The sequence below is a fragment of the Niveispirillum fermenti genome (genome assembly GCF_052474395.1).
In genome coordinates this window covers 912,480-932,410 of record NZ_CP156681.1, presented here as the reverse complement: position 1 = coordinate 932,410, position 19,931 = coordinate 912,480, and the positions used below count along the sequence as shown (strand labels likewise).

Genomic DNA, 19,931 nt, shown 5'->3' with positions numbered 1-19,931 from the left:
CTGGGCAAGAGCGTTGCGGTTTTAACCCTTTCAGCTTATGAATGAACGCGAAAGAACGGGCTGGTTAACACGCCGCCCATGGAAATCCGACCCAACCGGTCAGCCTCTGGCGGAGAGTATTGAGCCGATGCCCAACGATATCCTGGACCCGCGCAGTTTCCAGCGTCCCGGTTTGAGCGGTGCAGCGGAGGCGGCTGCGGATACGGGACCGTCGGCCGGCGGCATCACCACCATCGCTTCCGAGGCCCGGATCGAGGGGGCGAAGATTTCCCACTGCCATACGCTGCATGTGGCCGGACGCCTGGTCGACGTGACCCTGGTCGACATCAAGATCCTGGAAATCGCCGAGGGCGGCCATTTCGAGGGCACCGCCAATGTCGAGCAGATGCGCGTCAACGGCCGCGCCACGGGCACGATCGAGGTGTCGGGCATCCTGTCGGTGGGCGAGACGGGGAACCTGGAAGGCACCATCCGCTATGGCCGCATCAACATTGCCGATGGCGGCAGCGTGACCGGCTCCCTGCAGACCGGCAAGCCGCAATCCTGATCACCGGCGCGGGGTCGGTCGGCCCCGCGTGATGCACCCGCTTTTTTGGTGCGGCCGGCTTATCAGGGCCGGTCGCCACCCGTGCGGGCGGGTACGGCGAATTCCGGCCATTCCCGCGCCACGACCTCCCCATCGGCCGCCCAGGCGTGGCAGGTATCGATCATGGGCGGGCGCCGCGTGCGGGGTGGCGGGGTTTCCCCCCGGGCCGCCTGGGCGGCGCGCCGTTCCTGATCGCGGTCGTCCATCCAGGTGGCGATGGTCTGGAAGGCCGTGGTGGCCATGGGGCCCAGCAATTCCACCAGATGCGTGCAGCCTTCCGTTCCGCCCAGCCGTTCCTTCACGGCCGCGGTCCAGCCGCTGGCAATCGACAGGCCGACCAGACGCTGGAAATTGTCCGTGATTGCGGGACAAAGGCGATAGGGCGCGGCATCGGTGACCGCCACCACCGCCTGCACCGTCAACCGGCTGTCGAGTGTCAGGCGCATCCACATTTCATGCACGAAGGCGCCGGGCGGCAATTCCCCCCGGTCCCCTCGGAAAAAGGGATAATCCTTGGCATCCGTGATGTGGCCTTCGATGTCCCAAAGCCCGTCGGATCGCCGGTAGCCCTGGCAGGTCACCCGGCGCTGATGCATGCGTTCGCGCGGAACATCGGGCGGCGGCAAGGGCATGGGGTCACTCCCTTTATGGTGTGATGGGCGCTTTGCGCACAGCCGGCGGCAGGCGCCCGGCACCATTCTGGCGGCGGGAACGGGGCAGGGTCAAGGGCTTCCCTTTACGTTCCGGGAAGGTGGTTATTACCAACTTGCGATGAGTAGAACGCATCGCAAGTTGGTCCGGCGGCGATCGCCGCCGCGCCGCTCGTGCGGCGTCGCCAAGCCAACGAATGTTGGCGTCGGCGCAAGCCAACGAATGTTGGCGTCGGCGCAAGCCAACGAATGTTGGCGTCGGCCATTGAGTGCGGTGATCAGAACCAACAGGTTCTGATCACCGCAAAATAGTATAAGGCCATGCCGATCCCCCCGCGTATGGCACTTCTGCCGGATCGGCCCTTCGCCGTGGCCGCGATCCGCGATAAACAGGCCCATCGGAACAGACCCAGCAGGAGCCCCGCGCCATGCGCCCCACCGACCGCGTTTTCGTTGCCCTGGACATGCCGGAGACGGAGGGGGCGAAGGCCATGGCGGCACGTCTGGCCGGCCTGGTCGGCGGGGTGAAGCTGGGGCTGGAATTCTTCATGGCCCAGGGGCCGGCCGGCATCCGCGCGGTGGTGTCGGCGGGCGACCTGCCGCTGTTCCTGGACCTGAAGCTGCACGACATCCCCAATACGGTGGCGGGTGCCGTGCGTTCGGTGGCGCCGCTGGCCCCCACCTTCCTGACCATCCATGCCGGCGGCGGCCCGGCCATGGTCCGGGCAGCGGCCGACGCCGCGGCGGAGGAAGCCGCGCGGCTGGGCCTGGCCCGCATGCGCATCCTGGCCGTGACGGTCCTGACCAGCCTGTCGGATGAGGATCTGGCCGCCGTGGGCCAGGCCCTGCCCGCCGCCGATCAGGTGCGGCGCCTGGCCGCCATGGCCCATGCCAACGGGGCCGATGGCGTCGTCTGCTCCCCGGCGGAGGTGGCGCTGCTGCGCGCCGACCTGCCCGCCGATTTCACGCTGATGGTGCCGGGCATCCGCCCGTCCTGGGCCGCCGTCAACGACCAGAAGCGCGTGATGGGGCCGGGACAGGCCGTGGCCGCCGGGGCCGACCATCTGGTCATCGGCCGCCCCATCACGGCCGATCCCGATCCCGCCGCCGCATCCCGCCGCATCGCACAGGAACTGGGCGCATGAACATCCGGGCCAAGATCTGCGGCATCGGCACGCCGGAGGCGATGCAGGCGGCACTGGATGGCGGTGCGCGCTATGTCGGGCTGGTCTTCTTCCCCAGATCGCCGCGCAACGTGTCCATCGCCACGGCGGCGGAACTGTCGCGCATGGTCCGCACCGGCACGCGCGTCGTCGGCCTGTTCGTCGATCCGGCCGACGACATGCTGGCCGATGTGCTGGCCCAGGTGCCGCTGGACCTGATCCAGCTTCACGGGTCGGAGACGCCGGAACGGGTGGCCGCCATCAAGGCGCGCTTCGCCCTGCCCGTGCTGAAAGCCGTGAAGGTGGCGGAACCGGCCGATCTGGATGCGGCCAGGGCGTTCGAGGGCGTCGCCGACATGCTGCTGTTCGATGCCAAGCCGCCCAGGGGGGCCCTGCTGCCCGGTGGCAACGGGATCCGTTTCGACTGGTCGCTGCTGACGGGACGGCGCTGGGACTGTCCCTGGATGCTGTCGGGCGGCCTGGACCCCGACAATGTCGCCGACGCCGTCCGGGCAACGGGCGCCACGGCTGTGGATGTATCATCGGGTGTGGAGGATGCGCCCGGGCGCAAGAGCCCGGCCCGCATCCGCGCCTTCCTGACGGCTGTGGCCGGAATAAGGGGAACAGCATGACCGGCGCCGGTTTCACCCCGCCGCCGGGCGGCACCGTGGCCGGCTTCGGCCCGCCCGGCCTGTGGCTGCGGGCCCGCCGGCTGGACGATGCCGACGCCATGGCCGCCATGGCGTCGCTGCCGAAATTCAGGTACGGCACCCTGCGCCCGCCCTTTCCCGGTGTGGAGGGGACGCGCGCCTGGATGGAGAAGGGCGGGCCGGACGATCTGCACATCGTCGCCATCCTGGATGACCGGCTGGTGGGTGCCGCCAGCCTGGTGCGCCAGGGGGGCCGGCGCCGGCACGTGGCCGATTTCGCCATCGGCGTGCATGATGATGTGCAGGGGGCCGGCGTGGGCAAGGCCCTGACCCATGCCCTGGTCGATGCGGCGGACCGCTGGCTGGACCTGCATCGCGTGGAACTGACGGTCTTCGCCGACAATGCGGGCGCCATCAGCCTCTACCGGCGGTTCGGCTTCGTGGAGGAAGGACGCCTGCGCGACTATGCCTTCCGCGACGGCCGCTATGTGGACGCACTGTGCATGGGCCGTATCCGGTCCTGAATCCATAATACCGGCGGCCATGAAAAAAACCCCGCCGGCGAGACCGGCGGGGCGTCCTTTCAAGGCGGCCGCGGGGGGAGAGGTTCAGTCCTCCTCGCTGCCTTCCTCGGCATCGGCCTCGATCTGGTCGGCCAGGTCGCGCAGCATGTCGGCCACGTCTTCGTGGCTGGTTTCTTCCACGGCCTGGTTGACGGCCGCCTCGATCATGGCGATGGCCACATAGCCGGAAAGCGCGCCACCTTCCTTCATGGCCGCTTCAAGGTGCTTTTCCGCGACGTCGAGCGCCTTGTCGAAGAGCTGCTCTGCGGTGCTGGTTGGATCGGACATGGATGGTTCCCTTCCGGGCAAGATTGGTCGTTCGGTCCTTCTATCACCGTTTCGTCCGTCCGGCTTGCCAAAATCTTCGTCACCTCCTATGCCCCGGAAGAAGATTCCGTGAATGTCACGCCGGTGCCACCGGCCCAGGAAGAACCCCCATGGCCAGCCCCGCCCATACCACCTTCGAGCGCACCCGCCTGACCGATCCGGACCTGTTCCGGTTCTGGCAGGAGGATCGCGTGCGCTATGCCGACCTGGACCCGGTGGGCCATGCCAACAACAACGCCATCGGTACCTATTTCGAAAATGCGCGCGTCGGCCTTGTCTCCCATCTGGGCCTGCACGCCGCGGCGGGCACCTTCGCCGTGGTGCTGCGCCGGACCGATTTCGAATTTCTGGCGGAGGTGCATTATCCCTCGCCGTTGCGCACCGGCATGGGCATCATCGCCATCGGCAACAGTTCCATCACGGTCGGCGGTGGCCTGTTCGTGGAGGGCCGGCCCGTGGCCACCCACACGGCTATCCAGGTGCTGATCGATCCCGAAACCCGGCGGCCCGTGCGCGTGCCGGATGCGATGCGTGCCAACCTGGCCCCCTATCTGTTTTGACCCCCAGCGGAAAAAATCCCATGCCCCCCCGCAAGCCGCACGCCCGCCGCCCCGGTTCCCGTCCCGCCCAGCGCCCGGCACCCGAGCCGCCCACGCGCGGCCCCGTGGAGGTGGCGATCACGCGCCTCGGCGGCCGGGGCGACGGGCTGGCCGAATGGCAGGGCCACCGCCTCTATGTGCCGCAGACGCTGGTGGGCGACCGGCTGATGGTGAAGTTCGGCGCCCATCGCGGCGACGGATGGGAGGGGGTGCCCGTCTCCCTTCTGGCAGAGGGGCCGGGGCGGGCCGAACCGCCCTGCCCGCATTTCGGCAGTTGCGGCGGCTGCGTCGCCCAGCATATGGACGATGCGACCTATGCCACCTGGAAGCTGGAGGCGCTGACCACGGTGCTCGGGCGCTGCGGCCTGCTGGGGGACGGCGTGACGCTGCACCCGATGGCCCGGACCGAACCGGCCCAGCGCCGCCGCGCCGTGATGAATGCCGTGCGGCGGGGCAGCCGCGTCTGGCTGGGCTTCAACGAGGCGCATTCCCACCGGCTGGTCGATCTGTCCGCCTGTGCCGTGCTGGCCCCGCCGCTGACGGCCCTGATCGCCCCGCTGCGTGAGGCTCTGACACCGCTGCTGGCCGACGGGCAGTCGGTCGACGTGGCCCTGACCCTGCTGGATGACGGGGTCGATATTGTGCTGGAAGGGCTGGCCGCACCGGACCTGCGGACCCTGGAACATCTGGCCGGCTTCGCGCAGGCACAGGATCTGGCCCGCCTGTCCTGGCGCGCCCGGGACGGACAGCCGGCCGAGCCCGTGGCCCTGCGCCGGTCCGGCCTGCTGGGCTTCGGCGATGTCACCGTCTCGCCCGCGCCCGGCGCCTTCCTACAGGCCAGCCGGCAGGCAGAGAGCGCACTGGTCGCCGCCGTGCTGGGGGGTATCGGCCCGGCGACAGCGGTCGCAGACCTGTTTGCCGGCAGCGGCACCTTCACCTTTCCGCTGGCCGCCCACCTGTCGCCGGCCGGACATGTGCATGCCGTGGAGGGTGATCCGGCCGCCTTCGCCGCCCTGTCGGGCGGGTCGCGGCAGACACAGGGCCGGGTGACCGCGGAACGGCGCGACCTGTTCCGCGATCCGCTGGTGCCGTTCGACCTGGACCGGTTCCAGGCCGTTGTCTTCGACCCGCCGCGGGCCGGGGCCCAGGCACAGGCGGCACAGCTCGCGGCATCCGCTGTGCCCCGCGTGGTCGGCGTGTCCTGCAACCCGCTCAGCTTCGCCCGCGACGCCCAGATGCTGATCGATGGCGGCTACCGCCTGACCGACATCCTGCCCGTGGACCAGTTCCTGTGGTCGGCCCATATGGAACTGGTGGGCTGGTTCCAGCGCTGATCCCTGCGAACGGGGCGGGATGGCGGCATCAGGGGGTGACAACGATGCGGCCTTCCACCTTCCCGTTGCGCAGGCGGGTCAGCACGCTGTTGATATCGTCCAGCTTTTCGGTGGCCACCGTAGCCTTCACCTTGCCTTCCCCGGCAAACATCAGGGCCTCGGCCAGATCGGCGCGGGTGCCCACGATGGAGCCGCGGATCGTGATGCGATTCAGCACCACATCGAAGATGGGCACGGGAAAGTCGCCCGGCGGCAGCCCGACCAGGCTGATCGTGCCGCGGCGGCGGGTCATGCCGATGGCCTGGGCGAAGGCCGGGCGGCTGACGGCGGTGACCAGCACCCCGTGCGCCCCGCCGATACTGGCCTGAATCTCCTTCACGGGGTCGACCGTCGCGGCGTTCACGGTCAGGTCGGCGCCCAGCCGCCGGGCCAGGTCGAGCTTGCTGTCGGCCACGTCCACGGCCGCGACATGCAATCCCATGGCCTTGGCATATTGCACGGCCACATGGCCAAGCCCCCCGATACCGCTGATCACCACCCACTGGCCAGGGCGGGCATCCGTCTCCTTCAAGCCCTTATAGACGGTGACACCGGCGCACAGGATGGGCGCGATCTCCGCGAACCCGACATTGCCGGGCAGATGGCCGACATAGCCGGGATCGGCCAGCACATATTCGGCATAGCCGCCATTGACGGAATAACCCGTGTTCTGCTGTGCGGTACACAGCGTTTCCCAACCGGTCGTGCAATGTTCGCAATGACCACAGGCGGTATAGAGCCACGGCACGCCCACGCGGTCACCCTCGCGCACCTGCGTCACGCCGGCCCCGGCCGCCACGACGGTGCCCACCCCCTCGTGACCGGGGATGAAGGGCAGCGGCGGCTTGACGGGCCAGTCGCCGTCGGCGGCATGCAGGTCGGTATGGCAGACGCCCGACGCCGCGATCTTCACCAGGATCTGGCCCGGACCGGGACGGGGCACCGCCACCTCCTCCAGGTGCAGGGGTGCGCCATAGGCATGGACAATGGCGGCTTTCATCTTCTGCGGCAGCATGGGATCGCTTCCCCCTCTGGCTCAAGGCGGCTTGTGTCCGCCCGTTGCGGGATGAAGGCAGCATAGGGACCCCGCATGGCATGGCCATGATCCAGGTCAAACCCCTTCCTGAAGGAAACGGTTTTCCACGCACCGGGGTCCACCGGTGGGGCAAACGGGGGGTATGGCGGGGGAAAATGTGGCGCGCCCGGCAGGACTCGAACCTGCTGCCTCCAGTTTAGGAAACCGGCGCTCTATCCTGATGAGCTACGGACGCCAACCACGCCCCCCATATAGCGGCAATCGCGTGCAGGGGAAAGCCCCAAGCGTGGCCCGATCATGCCAGAAGGGCAGCCAGCACGCCGTTCAGCCGTTCCCGTCCGTCGGTGGTGGCGGCAAGCACGGCGCCGGCGCCATTGCCGCGCCATTCCAGCATACCATGGCGGATCAGGCCATCCAGCCGGCCGGCCGGCAGCCATTGGGCCAGCGGCCGGCCGGTTTCCGCCGCCACGCGCGCCAGGGGCACGCCTTCGGACAGGCGCAGGCCCATCATCAGCATTTCCGTCAGCCGGTCGGCGGCGGACACGGGCTCCAGGGGCTTGGCGCCCGTGCCCGCCGCCAGCGTGCGTTCCAGCCAGATTTCCGGCGCGCGGTGGGTGCGGGTGGCAACCTTGCCCTGGCCGGGCAGCGTCAGCCGCCCATGGGCGCCTGGCCCGATACCGGCATAATCGCCATACCGCCAATAGGTCAGGTTGTGGCGGCTCTCCTCGCCCGGCCGTGCATGGTTGGACACCTCGTAAGCAGGCAGGCCGGCGGCGTTCAGCACCTCCTGCGTGGCGGCATAAAGGTCGCCCTGCACCTCCTCCTCCGGCAGGACCAGGGCGCCGCGCGCATGCAGGGTGTGGAACTGCGTGCCCTCCTCGATGGTGAGCTGGTAGAGCGACAGGTGCCCCACGGCATGGTCCAGCGCACGGGACAGTTCCTGGCGCCAGGCTGCCACGGTCTGGTCCGGCCGGGCATAGATCAGGTCGAAGCTGTAGCGGGGAAAGATGGCGCGGGCCAGACCGATGGCGGCCAGCGCCTCCCCGGCCGAATGCCGGCGGCCCAAAGCCTTCAGGTCGGCATCGTTCAGGGCCTGGATGCCCAGGCTGACACGGTTGACACCGGCCGCGCGGAAGGCGCGGAACTTGTCCGCCTCCACGCTGGTCGGGTTGGCTTCCAGCGTCACCTCGGTGCCAGCCGGCAGGCCCCAGCGCTCATCCGCCCGGCGCAGGATGGCTTCCACCGTCGATGGCGGCATCAGGGATGGCGTGCCACCCCCGAAAAATACCGATGTCAGGGTGCGGCCGGGCGTCAGATCGGCGAAATGGTCCAGTTCGCGCAGCAGGGCTTCCGCCCAGCGCGGCTGGTCCACCTTTTCCCGCACATGGGAATTGAAGTCGCAATAGGGGCATTTGGACGCGCAGAACGGCCAATGCACATAAAGCGCGAAACCCGGATCGGGCGGGGTCGTCATTTCATATCATCCTGGGGGCCATCCTGGGGGGCCATCCTGGGGGGCCGGCCGCCTATTCCAGCACCTTGCCCGTGAAATCGCAAAGGTCGCGGACGATGCAGGCCGGGCAATCGGGCTTGCGCGCCTTGCAGACATAGCGGCCGTGCAGGATCAGCCAATGATGCGCATGCAGCCGCCAGGCGCGCGGCACCCGCTTCAGCAGCCCCTGTTCCACGGCCTCCACATCCTTGCCCGGCGCCAGGCCCGTCCGGTTGGAGACGCGGAAGATATGGGTATCGACGGCGATGGTCGGTTCCCCAAAGGCCACGTTCAGCACGACATTGGCCGTCTTGCGCCCGACGCCCGGCAGTTCCTCCAGCGCTTCGCGCTGACGCGGAACGGCACCGGCGTGCCTGTCCAGCAGAATCTCCGACAGCCGGATGACATTGGCGGCCTTGGTCTTGTAAAGGCCGATGGTCTTGATGTGGTCGCGCACCACGGCTTCGCCCAGCGCCACCATGGCCGTCGGGTTGTCCGCCTTTTCAAACAGGGCACGGGTGGCCTTGTTCACGCCCACATCGGTGGCCTGGGCCGACAGGACCACGGCGACCAGCAGCGTATAGGGATTGGAATATTCAAGCTCCGTCTTCGGTTCCGGGTCGCGTTCGGACAGGCGGCGGAAGAATTCGTCGATGGCGGCGCGCTTCAAGGGGAAAACCTGGACAAGGTGGGGGCGCCCCAGCATAGCGGGCCGCAGCGGCCACCGCAATCGGGCGCCCCTTCCCGGCCACCCTGCCCCGTCCGGCTCCGCCTGTCCTGTTTCTCCTGTCCGGCTCCGCCTTCCGGGCGCGCACACGCCCTTGCCGCGACACAGGCGTCGACCATATCGTAGCAGGCATGAATGATTTGGCCGTATCATCGCCGGATCCGCCGGCCACAGCATCAGCGCCGGAAATCCCGGCGGTGATCCTGTTCCGCGCCGTGATCCACCCGCATCGCAGCCTGAGCCCGGCCGGGTTCCGGCGGCTGATGTGGTGCGTGGGCGGCCTGAGCCTGGGCACCGGCCTGATCTTCTTCCTGAACGGCGCCTGGCCCGTGGTGGGCTTCATGGGGGTCGACGTGGCGCTGCTCTACTGGGCGTTCAAGGCCAGCTACCGCAGCGGGCACGCGCAGGAGACGGTGGAACTGACTGACAGGGCGCTGACCGTGGAACGGGTGGACCCGGCCGCCCGGCGGCAACGCTGGACCTTCCAGCCCACCTGGCTGCGCGTGCATCTGGACGACCCCATCCGCCCCGGCAGCCAGATCACCCTGTCCTCCCACGGGCGGCATCTCGTCGTGGGCAGCTATCTCTGCCTGGATGAACGGCAGGATTTCGCCCGCGCCCTGCGTGCTGCCCTGGATGATTGGCGGGGGCGGCGGCCGGGTGACCTGCCCGTCAGGTGATCGCGTCCAACTGCTCGTCGGAGAGATAGCCCGGCACCACGGTGACGGGGATGCGCAGGTTGCCCGACATCTGGCCCACCACGTGGCTGATCAGCGGCCCCGGCCCGCCGCGTCCCGTGCCCGCGGCCAGCACCAGGATGGAGATGCTGGGCTCCTCCTGGATCAGCTTGATCAGTTCCTCGCTGGTCTGCCCGTCGCGGATATAAAGGGAGGGGACGGAGCCGGCGATATCCACGACATCCTTGGCCAGGCGCTGCATCAATTGCTCCGCCTCCTCCCGCTGCTCCTGCTTCATCAATTCCTCGATGGCACCCCATTGCTGCAATTCCCCCGGCGGGATCACGTTCAACAGGGCGACGTGGCCGCCGGAATTGCGGGCGCGCCGGGCCGCGTAATGCAGGGCCACGGTCATTTCCTCGGTCTCGTCCACGACGACCAGGAAGATGCGGGCCTTTTCGCTCTGGCTCATCGGGTCCTCCAGGGGGAACAGATTCTGTCGGGTCTCAGGCATAAAGGGAATGCGTCAGGGTTTGCGGAACACGATGCCGGCCAGCCAGCCGGCCGTCACGGCCAGCATCACGCCCAGCACGGCATAAAAGACCGATTGCCGCTGGGCGAATTCATAGACATTGGCGGAAAAGCCGATCTTGGATACCAGCAGCGGCGTGGTCTGCGCACTGACCACGTCGCCATTGCGGATCAGGAAGACCGACGCCGTATAGGTCCCCGTGGCCACATTGGCCGGGAAATGGATGCGGGTGCGGAACAGGCGCTGACCCAGAAAGGAGACGGTACCCGTCTCCGTCGCGTAAAGCCCGGCCCGCTGCTTGTTGCGGATCAGGGCGGCACGGAACTCCGCCAGCATCTCCGGCGGCAGCTTGGCCCGTTCGGGCAGCAGGCGGACATAATCCAGCCCGATCTCGTGCCGCAGCAGCACGGGCGGCGGCACCACCCCGTCAAGCGGCGAGGTGACGGCGACCATGTAATAGGCCGGCACGCGCAGGAACACGACATCCTCGGTATTCACCCAGATGCCGGCCACCCGGTCCTTGCGCCGGACCGTCACCTCCCCCTCCGGCCCCTGCACCACGACCGCCACGTCGCCATCCCCGTCGACGGCGCCGAACAGCACGACATCGGTGCCCGTGAAACCCGTGGTGATGGCGATCAGGTGGCTGGACAGGTCGGCCACCAGCGACTGCCCCCAGGCCGGCCGGATGGCCAGCCACAGGCAGAGGCCCGCCAGCAGGGCGACGGGCAGGGCCGACCAGCGCCGCGCCGTCATGTCGCCACCGGCAGGGTGATGGAATAAAGGTCTTCCGGCCGGACGATCAGGTCCACGGCCAGCTTCACGGCCACGGCCAGCACCATCAGCGCCAGAAGGGCGCGCGCCTGCTCGCCCCGCAGCCTGGCCCCGGCGCGCGTGCCGAACTGCGCCCCGACCACGCCGCCGACCAGCAGCAGCAGGGCCAGGACGATATCGACCGTCTGGTTGCCCACCGCCTGCAGGAAAGCGGCAAGGCCCGTGGTGAAGATGATCTGGAACAGCGAGGTGCCGGCCACCAGCGCCGTCGGCATGCCCAGGACATAGATCATGGCCGGCACCAGCAGGAAGCCGCCGCCGATCCCCATGATGGCCACCAGCACACCGCCCACGAAGCCGATCAGCGCCGGCAGCAGCGCGGAGATGTAAAGGCGGGAACGCGGGAACCGCACCTTGAAGGGCAGACCGTGCAGCCAGGTATGGTGATGCAGCTTGGACCGGACGGGCTTTCCCCGGCCCTTCAGCATGGCGCGCACGCTTTCGGCCAGCATCAGGCTGCTGACCGTGCCCAGGAACAGCACATAGGAAAGCGAGATCACCAGATCGATATGGCCCAGCTTCTGCAAAAGCCCGAAAAGCCAGACGCCCAGACCCGTGCCCACCGTGCCGCCGGCCAGCATGACGCTGCCCAGCTTCACATCGACATTGTTGCGCCGCCAATGGGCCAGCACGCCCGACACGCTGGCCCCGACAAGCTGGTTGGCCTGGGTCCCCACGGCCACGGCCGGCGGCACGCCGATGAAGATCAGCAGCGGCGTCATCAGAAAGCCGCCGCCCACACCGAACAGCCCGGACAGGAACCCGACACCGCCACCCAGCATCAGGATCAACAGGGCGTTGACCGAGATTTCGGCGATCGGAAGGTAGATCTGCATGATCCCCAAGGGGCCGGTGGCGAGACGTCTTCCAACTTAACGCCCAAAGGGGCCGGAACCCAAGCGGCAAACGCTCATGCCGCCCACCCGCATGCCCATCCGCTATGCCGGCTGGGCCGCAACGCGCGCCAGGATAAGGCGCGCCGCCCCCTCCAGCCTTTCCGGCGTCATGCCCGTGCGGTGCCCCCTGTCGGCCTCGCGCACCTGATCCGGGAAGGGCGGGACATGGATGAACCCGGCCGGCAGATGGGGCCGGGCATGGCGGATGCCGAAGAAAAGATGGTTGCAGATATAGCCGCCGGCATCGCGGCTGGTCCTGACCGCAATGCCGGCGGCCCCCAGATCATCGATGATCGCGTCCAGTGGCAGCGACGACCAATAGCCCATGGGACCCGCCGGATCGATGGGACGATTGCGGCGCACCTGTCCGTCATTGTCGGGCGCCGTGCTGTCATCCAGGTTCAGGGCCAGCCGTTCGGGCCGGATGGCATCCGTGTCGTAAGCCAGGCCGAACATCACGACGGCATCCGGCGCCGTTGCCGCCACGGCGTCCAGCAGGGCCGGCACGGCCCCGTCGAATGTCACGGGCAGGGTGATGCCCGTGACATCCGCCCCGCCGATGCGCGCACCGTCAAGCCGTTCCGCCAGCCAGGCCGTGGGATTGGCCGCATGGTCCAGGAAAGGCGCGAAGCCGGTGACCAGAAGGCGCGTCACGGCCGGTCAAAGGCCCAGATCGGTCAGGGCCGACAGCAGGTCGCGCGGCTGCGCCAGACCGGCATGGGACTGGTCCGACGCGCCCACGACCAGCAACCGGTCGGCGGCGGCCGAAACACCCAGGCGCTGACCGAAGGAGGCCATGTCGTCGCGCGACGGCAGGACATCGATGCTGCCATGGCCATAGACCAGCACGGGCAGGACGCGCGTCCCGGCCGCCTGCTGTTCGACCAGCGCCGCGGCGGACAGCAGGGCCCGCCAGCAGGGGGTGCGGATGGCGGCCGGCTTGTCATCCGTCGCGTCCGCCCGCATTTCCGCGCCGGCGGCGCCCAGGCCCCAGCGACGGCCGCACAAATCCTCCGTCGCGACCAGGGCGACGACGGGCGTGGCGCCCCGCTGGTCGCTGGCCACGGCGATGATGCCCGACCCCTTGGCCACGGCCGGCGTGCGCACCGTCTGGCCGAACCGGCGGGACAGGGTGGACAGCACGGCTTCCACGGTCTGGGCCAGGGCCACATCGCCGGCCGGCTGGGCCAGACGGTTCCACGACCCGAAGACCAGGGCCGCCACATCCGCCGAGCCGGCAGCGGCCGGCGTGACGGCGGCCGGTGACGGCGCCGGGACCGGCCGCTGTTCCAGGGCGGCGATGCGCCGCGACAGATCGGCAATGGAAGGGGCCGGATCGGTGATGGCCGGACCCGCGGCCGGCCGGTCTTCCAGGGCCGCCAGACGGCGTTCCAGCGCCGCCAGGGCCGGGGACAGATCCACGGATGCCGGGATGGGGCCGGCAGGTGCCTCCCCATCGGTGACCGCCGGTGCCGGTGCCGGTGCCGGTGCCGGTGCCGGTGCCGGTCCATCGCGCAGGTCGGTGCGGATGTCACGCACATCCAGTTGCAGGTCGCGCACGGCACCCACCACCCGCATGATGCTTTCATGCACCTGGCTGATGATGACGTTGAGCTGGTCCTGCCCCACGAAGCCGCCCGTGGGCATGGGCAGGCTGGGCCCCTCCCCCTGCGCCATGGACTGACGCGCCGCGGCGATCCAGCTTTCCAGCCCGGCCACCCGGTTCAACAGGTCGCCCGTGGTCTTGGAGACGCGGTCCAGTTCCTCCGGATAGCGGGAGACCTGCTGACTGACCACACCCGTCAGGTGGGCCAGCCGTTCCCGCAATTCCTGGATGCTCTGGCCCAGGGCGTTGATCTTCATGGTTTCCGGCAACTGGACGACGGCGGAATGCATCGCCGCCAGGTCGGACCGGAAATCGCGCAGCCGCGAGCCCACATGCAGCGCCAGGTCACGGACGATGGTTTCCGCGTAATCGAACGGGTCGACCGATTCCTGGACCTGTCCCACCAGGGGGCCGCCGGTCTCCCCGGTTTCGACCGGCCGGCGCTCATCGGTGGTGTCGCTGGACGGCATGCTCATGGGGCGGCCTCGCTGGAGGAGAGTGTATCGTTCAGGGAAGCCAGGAGGCGGGCGCGGCGCGCTTCGGCATCCTGGCGGCCAAGGCGGGGAACGGCACCGCCAGGTGCCGCAGCGGCCGGCGCGGCGGCGCGCGGCGGGGGCAACGGTGCAGAAACGGGCTTCGCGCCATCCCCGTCGGCGGCATCCGGCCCGTCACCAGCCGCGGGCGCCGCGGCCGGCCGCGGTGATTCGGCCGAAAGGGGGGCAGGGAAACGCTGATGGGCGCGATCGGCGGACCGCCGACCGGCTCTGCCACGGAAGCGGGTTCGGCGGCAGGGGACGGGGCAGGCTTGCGCGGCGGGACAGCCGCCGCCGGCTGAGGCGGGGAAACCGCCGGGGACGGGCTCGGGCTCGGGGCCGGCGGCGGGACCAGATTTCCCGCCCGCGGCTGCAGCGACGACAGGGGCGGCACGATCGGCCCCTTGGGGATGACCAGCGCGCTGGCCCAATTCAAAGGCTCGGGGATGGCCCCGCCGGCCAGGTCGGTCAGCAGCTTGCGCAGGGCGGCCGCCTTGGTGCCCTTCATCGTCTCCACCCGGGTCTGTGCCTGATGGATCAGGCCGGGTCCGGCCGATAGCTGGAGGAAGTTCACCTGTTCGTGGGTCAGGCTTTCCAGCCGCCATGTCAGATCGTCCAGCAGGTCCTGGCCGCCCACGAATTGGTTCAGAAGCTCGATGATCGCCGTGACGACCGTGGCGTCACGCACGGCGCGGGAGGAAAAGACCGGACCGTTGACCGCCGGACCCGGCAGCGCTTCCAGGCTTGCCAGCGGGAAATCGGCCTCCGGCGGTGGCAGGGCGGTTTCCTCCACGACGCTGTCCTGACGCGGCGGTTCTTCCACCGGTGGCGGAGCCACGGGCGCCGGAGCCGCCGGCTGTGTCACCTCCGGCCGGGCGCCGGTCAGACGGCGCAGAAAAGAGCCAAGCATCGTGTTCTCCGCCATCCCAGGATCAGGGATGGGACCTCTTTGCCGACTTCCCGCACGACGCTGTCCGCGCCCTCGGGCAAGGAAGGCACAACGCATTTCATCCGCATGGCCCGGCGCTTCTCCACCCAGAACGTTCTCTTAGCCGTTATCGTTAGCACGTTCGGTCATATCGATGCAATTTCGCTACCTTGCCGGAGGCATTTTCCCGACAGGTGACGCGACGCGGCCGATGAGTGACACTTGTGTGAAATGCTTCACACTGGCGGCCGGACTGCGCCGCGTATGGGGTTGCCAATCCGGAGACGGCGGGCGCATCTTCGTCCGGATGAATGTTGTTTTGATCCACCGCAATTGGAAAGCCGGGACAACGCAATATTAACGACCGACGGAAGATAGTGCGACCAGCCCTCGGGCCGACCCATTCCATCATCGACAACCGGTGCCCTGTCCCGATGCCATTTCCCACTGCCCCCCATTGGACAGCCCCCGTCACGCCCGGCATTCCGGCCGAAGGCGCACCGGTCAATGGCGCATCTACCGAAGACGCAGGGACCGAGCAGATGGACATGATCCAGCCGCATGGCTGGCTGATGGTGCTGGATGCGCGCAGCCGCCTGCTGCTACAGGCCGGCGCCAACCTGCCCGACCTGCTGGGCCGGCCGCTGGACACGGCGCTGGGCCACCCCGTTGCCGACCTGCTGGGCCCCGCCGCCGCCCGGTCGCTGGACCGGGCCATCACCCAGGCGGGGCAGGATGCCATCGGGCCCCTGTCGCTGCGCGTGATGCGCAACGGGGTGCGGCAGCGCCTGATTGCACATGGTCATTGGGACGCCGCCGGCCTGATCCTGGAGATCGAGGCCACGCCGGCCGCCGGCGATGGCGCCATGCTGACGGCTGGTTTCGGGGCCTCATTGCGCCGGTATCGGCACATGGCCGACCTGGACAGCCTGGCGCAGGCCGCCGCCCATGACCTGCGCCGCCTGACGGGGTACGAACGGGTGTTGCTGATCCGCCTGGCCGACCGGCCGGAACCCGTGATCCTGGCCCAGGATGCGGCACCCGGCATTCCCGATCCGTCCGGTGTGGGCTTCGGCCCGCCGAGCGAGACGGAAAGGATGCTGCTGGAATTGAACCGGGCGCGTGTCATCCGCGACATGGCGGCCCCCGCCATCCCCGTCCTGCCGGCCGACAGCCCGCAGACAGCCCGGCGGGTGGACCTGCGCCGGGCCGCCCTGCGGGCACCGGCATCATCGCTGCGGACACGCGCGGCCTTGCGCGGCATGCGCGGGGTGATGGTGGTCGCCCTGTCGGTGGGCGGCCGGCTGTGGGGCTATCTCTGGTGTGAAAGCCGCACGCCGCGGGCGTTGACGCCCGCCATGCGCGCCCTGTGCGAAGGGCTGGGGGAGATTGTCGGCGCGCAGATCGCGGCGCTGGAGGAACGTGCGATGGCCGCCGCCCGCACCCGTGCGGCGCGGGGGATGGCCCGGCTGGGCCGGCATCTGCGCGAGGCGGTGGAACTGGCCGACGGCCTGCTGGTCGCGCGGGCCGACCTGACCGACATCATCCCGCATGACACGCTGATCATCGGGATCGACGGGGTGCAGCATGGTGGCGAAGGCGGTCCGCCGCTTTCCCACTGGCTGGATCTGCTGGCCTCCGATCAGGTGCTGCGGCGTGACGGCATCGCCTGGTGCGGCGGCCTGCTGGGCGTGACGGTCCCGGACGGCCAGGTCGTGCTGCTGCGCGACACGGGCATTCCCTGGACCGCCGCCGAGCTGGAGGCCGGGCAGGAACTGCACCATCTTCTGTCGGAACGGCAGGCGGAGATCTATCGCCGGCGGACCGAGCAAAGGCTTCATGTCCTGGCCCATTTCGACCCGGTGACAGGGCTGGCGAACCGCGCGCATCTGTTGCGGGCGCTGGATCAGGCATTGGGCGTGGACAGCGACGCCGCCATCACTGTCATCGGACTGGACCGGTTCCGCGCCATCAAGGCCGCCCTGGGGGAAGCCGATGCGGATGCGCTGCTGGCTGCCATCGCCAGCCGGCTGCGCACCTGCGTGCCGCCGGGCGACCTGCTGGGCCGCATCGACACGGGCGAATTCGCCGTCATCTCGTTCGAGAATGGCATGGACCGGGCCGACCGGCTGGCCCCGGCCGTGCGCGACGCGCTGCGCGCACCCCTTTCCGTGGCCGGACGCGAGATGTTCGTGACGGCCAGCCTGGGCGTCGTGTTCTGCGACGGCCGGGGCAACGACGCCCCCGCCCTGCTGCGCGACGCGGAGATCGCCAGCGCGGAGGCGGAAACGGCGGGCGGCAGCGGGCGGCGCGTGTTCGACGACGCCATGCGCGCCCGGCTGACACAACGCAACATCATCTATGACCGCCTGCGCCAGGCCATCTATTTCAGCAATGGCGTGCGCCCCGCCTTCCAGCCCATCGTCCGCCTGTCCGATGGCGAGCTGGTCGGGTTCGAGGCGCTGGCCCGCTGGACCGACCCCGAACATGGGCCCATCCCGCCATCCACCTTCGTGACGGTGGCCGAGCAGACGGGCCTGATCGTGCCGCTGGGCAACCAGATCCTGGTGCAGGCCTGCCGGCAGGCGGCCAAATGGAACCGCGACCGGACGGAGAAGCCGCTTTACGTATCCGTGAACCTGTCGCCCTATCAGCTCGACCCGTCGCGGCTGGATATCGTGCGCTGGGTGGCCGGCGTGCTGGACATGACCGAATGCAGGCCGGAATGGCTGCAGCTCGAAATCACGGAAAGCGGCCTGATCGGCCAGGGCGGGGAAGCGGTCTCCATCCTGAAGGGGCTGCGCGATCTGGGGATCGGGCTGGCCATCGACGATTTCGGCACGGGCTATTCCTCCCTGGCCTATCTTCAAAACCTGCCCGTCGACACGATCAAGATCGATCGCAGCTTCGTGACGGCCATGACCAGCGATCCCAAGGGCGTGGAACTGGTCAGCGCCATCCTGCACATCGTCGGCATCATGGAATTCGGCGTCGTCGCCGAAGGGGTGGAGACGGAGGAGCAGGCCCGGCTGCTGACGCAGATGGGCTGCGAGCGGGGCCAGGGATACCTGTTCTCCCGCCCGCTGGAAGCCGATGCGGCCCTGGCCATGGTGCATCACATGCCCGTCCTGTCCACGGCGCGGCCAAGGGCACCGATATTGCGGGCCGGCCGCTGGGGTTGAGCGCCGGCGGGGCTTGTCCTGGATCAAATGATGGCGCAAATCAGCGCAGGCGGCATGCCCGCCGGTGTGAAACCGGCCGGGCGCGTGCTACATAGGGACCACCATGCATCGTTTCGCCAATCCCGCCCGCTTCCTGCGCCTGGCCGCCCTGGTCCTGCCCTGGGCTTCGGTCCTGTCCGTCCTTCTGTTCGCCGCCGGCCTGTATCTGGGGCTGGTCGCCAGTCCCGGCGACTATCAGCAGGGTGACACGGTGCGCATCATGTATGTGCATGTGCCGGCCGCCTGGACCGCCATGTTCGCCTACAGCTCCATGGCCGTCGCGGCGGCCTGTGCCCTGGTCTGGCGTCATCCGCTGGCGGAGGTCTATTCCAAGGCCGCCGCCCCGCTGGGCGCCGGCTTCACCCTGCTGTGCCTAGTCACGGGCAGCCTGTGGGGGGAACCGATGTGGGGCACCTGGTGGGTGTGGGATGCGCGGCTGACCTCGGTGCTGATCCTGTTCTTCCTGTATCTGGGCTATATGGCGCTGGTCGATGCGTTCGATGATCCGCAGCGCGGCCACCGGGCGGGCTCGATCCTTCTACTGGTCGGCGCCATCAACGTGCCCATCATCAAATTCTCGGTCGACTGGTGGAACACGCTGCACCAGCCGGCCTCCGTCCTGCGCCTGGGCAAGCCGACCGTGCATCCCGACATGCTGTGGCCGCTGATGATCATGGGGGCAGCGTTCCTGACCTATTTCACGGCGACCGTCATCCTGCGCATGCGTGCCGAGCTGGCTGAACGGAAAATCCAGACCCTGCGTCTGACCCAGGCCGGGGGGGTGTGACATCATGGCCGAGTTCTTCCAGATGGGCGGTTACGCCATCTATGTCTGGTCCAGCTATGGCCTGGCGCTGGTGGTGCTGGGCGGATTGCTGGGCTTCAGCCTGGCCGGCCTGCGCCGCAAGGAACGGCTGCTGCGCATGCTGGAGGAAAGCCTGCCGCGCCGCCGCCGCCGCACGGACCGGCAGGACGCCGGTGGAGGGGACACGCCATGATGACGCGCAAGAAGCGCCGGCTCTATATGCTGCTGCTGGCCCTGGCCGGCCTGGGCACGGCGACGGCCCTGACGCTGACGGCCTTCGACGAGAACGTGGCCTTCTTCTTCTCCCCGTCCGATCTGGTCACCCGCCCGCCGGGCGACAAGCTGGTCCGTGTCGGCGGGCTGGTGGAAGGCGGCAGCGTCACGAAGCTGGATGATGGTGTGACCACGAACTTCATCATCACCGACACGGCCCACAGCGTGAAGGTGAGTTTCAGCGGCGCGCTGCCTGACCTGTTCCGTGAGGGCCAGGGCGTGCTGGCCGAAGGCCGGCTGGGCCCCGACGGCACGTTCCAGGCCCGTGAGATCCTGGCCCGCCATGACGAGAATTACATGCCCAAGGAAGTGGCCGACGCCCTGAAGGCATCGGGCGAGTTCCGTCCCGAGGTGCCGGGCCGTCCGGTCTACGGACCGGAAGGGAAGTAACCCGCACCCCGCCCCGCCCTTCCTTCCCCGGCCATGGGTTGCCGGATCGATGGGGAACGGGGAATGGCGG

The 19,931-nt window shown here is 68.9% G+C and carries 22 protein-coding genes and 1 tRNA gene; 11 read left to right on the top strand and 12 right to left on the bottom strand.

Annotated features, from left to right (window positions below; translation table 11 throughout):
* The first annotated feature begins 127 nt into the window (after positions 1–127).
* Entirely contained in the window at positions 128–547 is a 420-nt protein-coding gene (locus ABC728_RS15820; protein ID WP_416619310.1) for a bactofilin family protein, read from the top strand.
* 62 nt (positions 548–609) lie between these two features.
* Here ABC728_RS15820 and ABC728_RS15815 read toward each other — a convergent pair whose 3' ends face one another.
* Positions 610–1,218: a DUF2889 domain-containing protein gene (locus tag ABC728_RS15815; protein WP_416619309.1), complete on the bottom strand. Its 609-nt coding sequence runs from the start codon at positions 1,216–1,218 to the stop codon at positions 610–612.
* A 446-nt stretch (positions 1,219–1,664) separates the two neighbouring features.
* On the opposite strand from ABC728_RS15815, the gene pyrF reads away from it, so the two are divergent.
* From pyrF to ABC728_RS15800, 3 genes are read left to right on the top strand one after another with little or no spacing between them, the layout of a single operon-like run.
* Positions 1,665–2,381 carry an orotidine-5'-phosphate decarboxylase gene (pyrF, locus tag ABC728_RS15810; RefSeq protein ID WP_416619308.1) on the top strand — a complete coding sequence of 239 codons (717 nt, stop codon included), beginning with the start codon at positions 1,665–1,667 and terminating at the stop codon, positions 2,379–2,381.
* On the top strand, positions 2,378–3,031 hold the full coding sequence (locus ABC728_RS15805) for a phosphoribosylanthranilate isomerase (protein ID WP_416619307.1): 654 nt from the start codon (positions 2,378–2,380) through the stop codon (positions 3,029–3,031). Before pyrF ends, ABC728_RS15805 begins: the two co-directional genes overlap by 4 nt.
* Positions 3,028–3,573, top strand: a complete 546-nt coding sequence (locus tag ABC728_RS15800; RefSeq protein ID WP_416619306.1) for a GNAT family N-acetyltransferase — start codon at positions 3,028–3,030, stop codon at positions 3,571–3,573. The genes ABC728_RS15805 and ABC728_RS15800 overlap by 4 nt, the downstream gene beginning before the upstream one ends.
* An 84-nt stretch (positions 3,574–3,657) precedes the next feature.
* Here ABC728_RS15800 and ABC728_RS15795 read toward each other — a convergent pair whose 3' ends face one another.
* Positions 3,658–3,900 (bottom strand): hypothetical protein, encoded by a 243-nt coding sequence (locus tag ABC728_RS15795; RefSeq protein ID WP_416619305.1) that lies wholly within the window; start codon positions 3,898–3,900, stop codon positions 3,658–3,660.
* A 149-nt stretch (positions 3,901–4,049) separates the two neighbouring features.
* On the opposite strand from ABC728_RS15795, the gene ABC728_RS15790 reads away from it, so the two are divergent.
* Both ABC728_RS15790 and ABC728_RS15785 read left to right on the top strand, forming a co-directional pair.
* Complete coding sequence (locus ABC728_RS15790) at positions 4,050–4,499, top strand: acyl-CoA thioesterase (protein ID WP_416619304.1); 450 nt, start codon at positions 4,050–4,052, stop codon at positions 4,497–4,499.
* 20 nt (positions 4,500–4,519) lie between these two features.
* Positions 4,520–5,872 carry a class I SAM-dependent RNA methyltransferase gene (locus ABC728_RS15785; RefSeq protein WP_416619303.1) on the top strand — a complete coding sequence of 451 codons (1,353 nt, stop codon included), beginning with the start codon at positions 4,520–4,522 and terminating at the stop codon, positions 5,870–5,872.
* Positions 5,873–5,900: 28 nt separating this feature from the next.
* On the opposite strand, the gene adhP is transcribed toward ABC728_RS15785, so the two are convergent.
* The 4 genes from adhP to nth all read right to left on the bottom strand — a co-directional run bounded on the left by adhP (position 5,901) and on the right by nth (position 9,109).
* Positions 5,901–6,926, bottom strand: coding sequence for an alcohol dehydrogenase AdhP (gene adhP, locus ABC728_RS15780; RefSeq protein ID WP_416619302.1), 1,026 nt, complete (start codon positions 6,924–6,926; stop codon positions 5,901–5,903).
* A gap of 179 nt (positions 6,927–7,105) precedes the next feature.
* Positions 7,106–7,182: transfer RNA gene (locus tag ABC728_RS15775), tRNA-Arg, on the bottom strand.
* A 60-nt stretch (positions 7,183–7,242) separates the two neighbouring features.
* The gene (gene hemW, locus ABC728_RS15770) at positions 7,243–8,421 is read right to left on the bottom strand and encodes a radical SAM family heme chaperone HemW (RefSeq protein WP_416619301.1); all 1,179 of its coding nucleotides are present in this window, start codon (positions 8,419–8,421) and stop codon (positions 7,243–7,245) included.
* Between the two features lie 52 nt (positions 8,422–8,473).
* Positions 8,474–9,109 carry an endonuclease III gene (gene nth, locus ABC728_RS15765; protein WP_416619300.1) on the bottom strand — a complete coding sequence of 212 codons (636 nt, stop codon included), beginning with the start codon at positions 9,107–9,109 and terminating at the stop codon, positions 8,474–8,476.
* A 254-nt stretch (positions 9,110–9,363) separates the two neighbouring features.
* On the opposite strand from nth, the gene ABC728_RS15760 reads away from it, so the two are divergent.
* A complete protein-coding gene (locus ABC728_RS15760) occupies positions 9,364–9,846 on the top strand; it encodes a DUF2244 domain-containing protein (RefSeq protein ID WP_416619299.1) in 483 nt (160 codons plus the stop codon).
* Here the strand turns inward: ABC728_RS15760 and ABC728_RS15755 are convergent.
* The 6 genes from ABC728_RS15755 to ABC728_RS15730 all read right to left on the bottom strand — a co-directional run bounded on the left by ABC728_RS15755 (position 9,839) and on the right by ABC728_RS15730 (position 15,154).
* Positions 9,839–10,315: a universal stress protein gene (locus ABC728_RS15755; RefSeq protein WP_416619298.1), complete on the bottom strand. Its 477-nt coding sequence runs from the start codon at positions 10,313–10,315 to the stop codon at positions 9,839–9,841. The genes ABC728_RS15760 and ABC728_RS15755 overlap by 8 nt on opposite strands.
* 54 nt (positions 10,316–10,369) lie before the next feature.
* A complete protein-coding gene (locus tag ABC728_RS15750; protein ID WP_416619297.1) occupies positions 10,370–11,131 on the bottom strand; it encodes a TIGR02186 family protein in 762 nt (253 codons plus the stop codon).
* Positions 11,128–12,045 (bottom strand): sulfite exporter TauE/SafE family protein, encoded by a 918-nt coding sequence (locus tag ABC728_RS15745; protein WP_416619296.1) that lies wholly within the window; start codon positions 12,043–12,045, stop codon positions 11,128–11,130. Before ABC728_RS15745 ends, ABC728_RS15750 begins: the two co-directional genes overlap by 4 nt.
* A 102-nt stretch (positions 12,046–12,147) precedes the next feature.
* Positions 12,148–12,759, bottom strand: coding sequence for a pyroglutamyl-peptidase I family protein (locus tag ABC728_RS15740; RefSeq protein ID WP_416619295.1), 612 nt, complete (start codon positions 12,757–12,759; stop codon positions 12,148–12,150).
* Positions 12,760–12,765: 6 nt separating this feature from the next.
* Positions 12,766–14,187 (bottom strand): hypothetical protein, encoded by a 1,422-nt coding sequence (locus tag ABC728_RS15735; protein WP_416619294.1) that lies wholly within the window; start codon positions 14,185–14,187, stop codon positions 12,766–12,768.
* 31 nt (positions 14,188–14,218) lie between these two features.
* Positions 14,219–15,154: a hypothetical protein gene (locus ABC728_RS15730; protein ID WP_445376602.1), complete on the bottom strand. Its 936-nt coding sequence runs from the start codon at positions 15,152–15,154 to the stop codon at positions 14,219–14,221.
* Positions 15,155–15,714: 560 nt separating this feature from the next.
* On the opposite strand from ABC728_RS15730, the gene ABC728_RS15725 reads away from it, so the two are divergent.
* The 4 genes from ABC728_RS15725 to ccmE all read left to right on the top strand — a co-directional run bounded on the left by ABC728_RS15725 (position 15,715) and on the right by ccmE (position 19,861).
* Positions 15,715–18,354 (top strand): EAL domain-containing protein, encoded by a 2,640-nt coding sequence (locus tag ABC728_RS15725; protein WP_416619292.1) that lies wholly within the window; start codon positions 15,715–15,717, stop codon positions 18,352–18,354.
* Positions 18,355–18,457: 103 nt separating this feature from the next.
* Complete coding sequence (locus tag ABC728_RS15720) at positions 18,458–19,180, top strand: heme ABC transporter permease (protein ID WP_416619291.1); 723 nt, start codon at positions 18,458–18,460, stop codon at positions 19,178–19,180.
* Positions 19,181–19,184: 4 nt separating this feature from the next.
* Positions 19,185–19,391 carry a heme exporter protein CcmD gene (ccmD, locus tag ABC728_RS15715; protein WP_416619290.1) on the top strand — a complete coding sequence of 69 codons (207 nt, stop codon included), beginning with the start codon at positions 19,185–19,187 and terminating at the stop codon, positions 19,389–19,391.
* Positions 19,391–19,861 carry a cytochrome c maturation protein CcmE gene (ccmE, locus tag ABC728_RS15710; protein WP_416619558.1) on the top strand — a complete coding sequence of 157 codons (471 nt, stop codon included), beginning with the start codon at positions 19,391–19,393 and terminating at the stop codon, positions 19,859–19,861. The genes ccmD and ccmE overlap by 1 nt, the downstream gene beginning before the upstream one ends.
* The last annotated feature ends 70 nt before the right edge of the window (positions 19,862–19,931 follow it).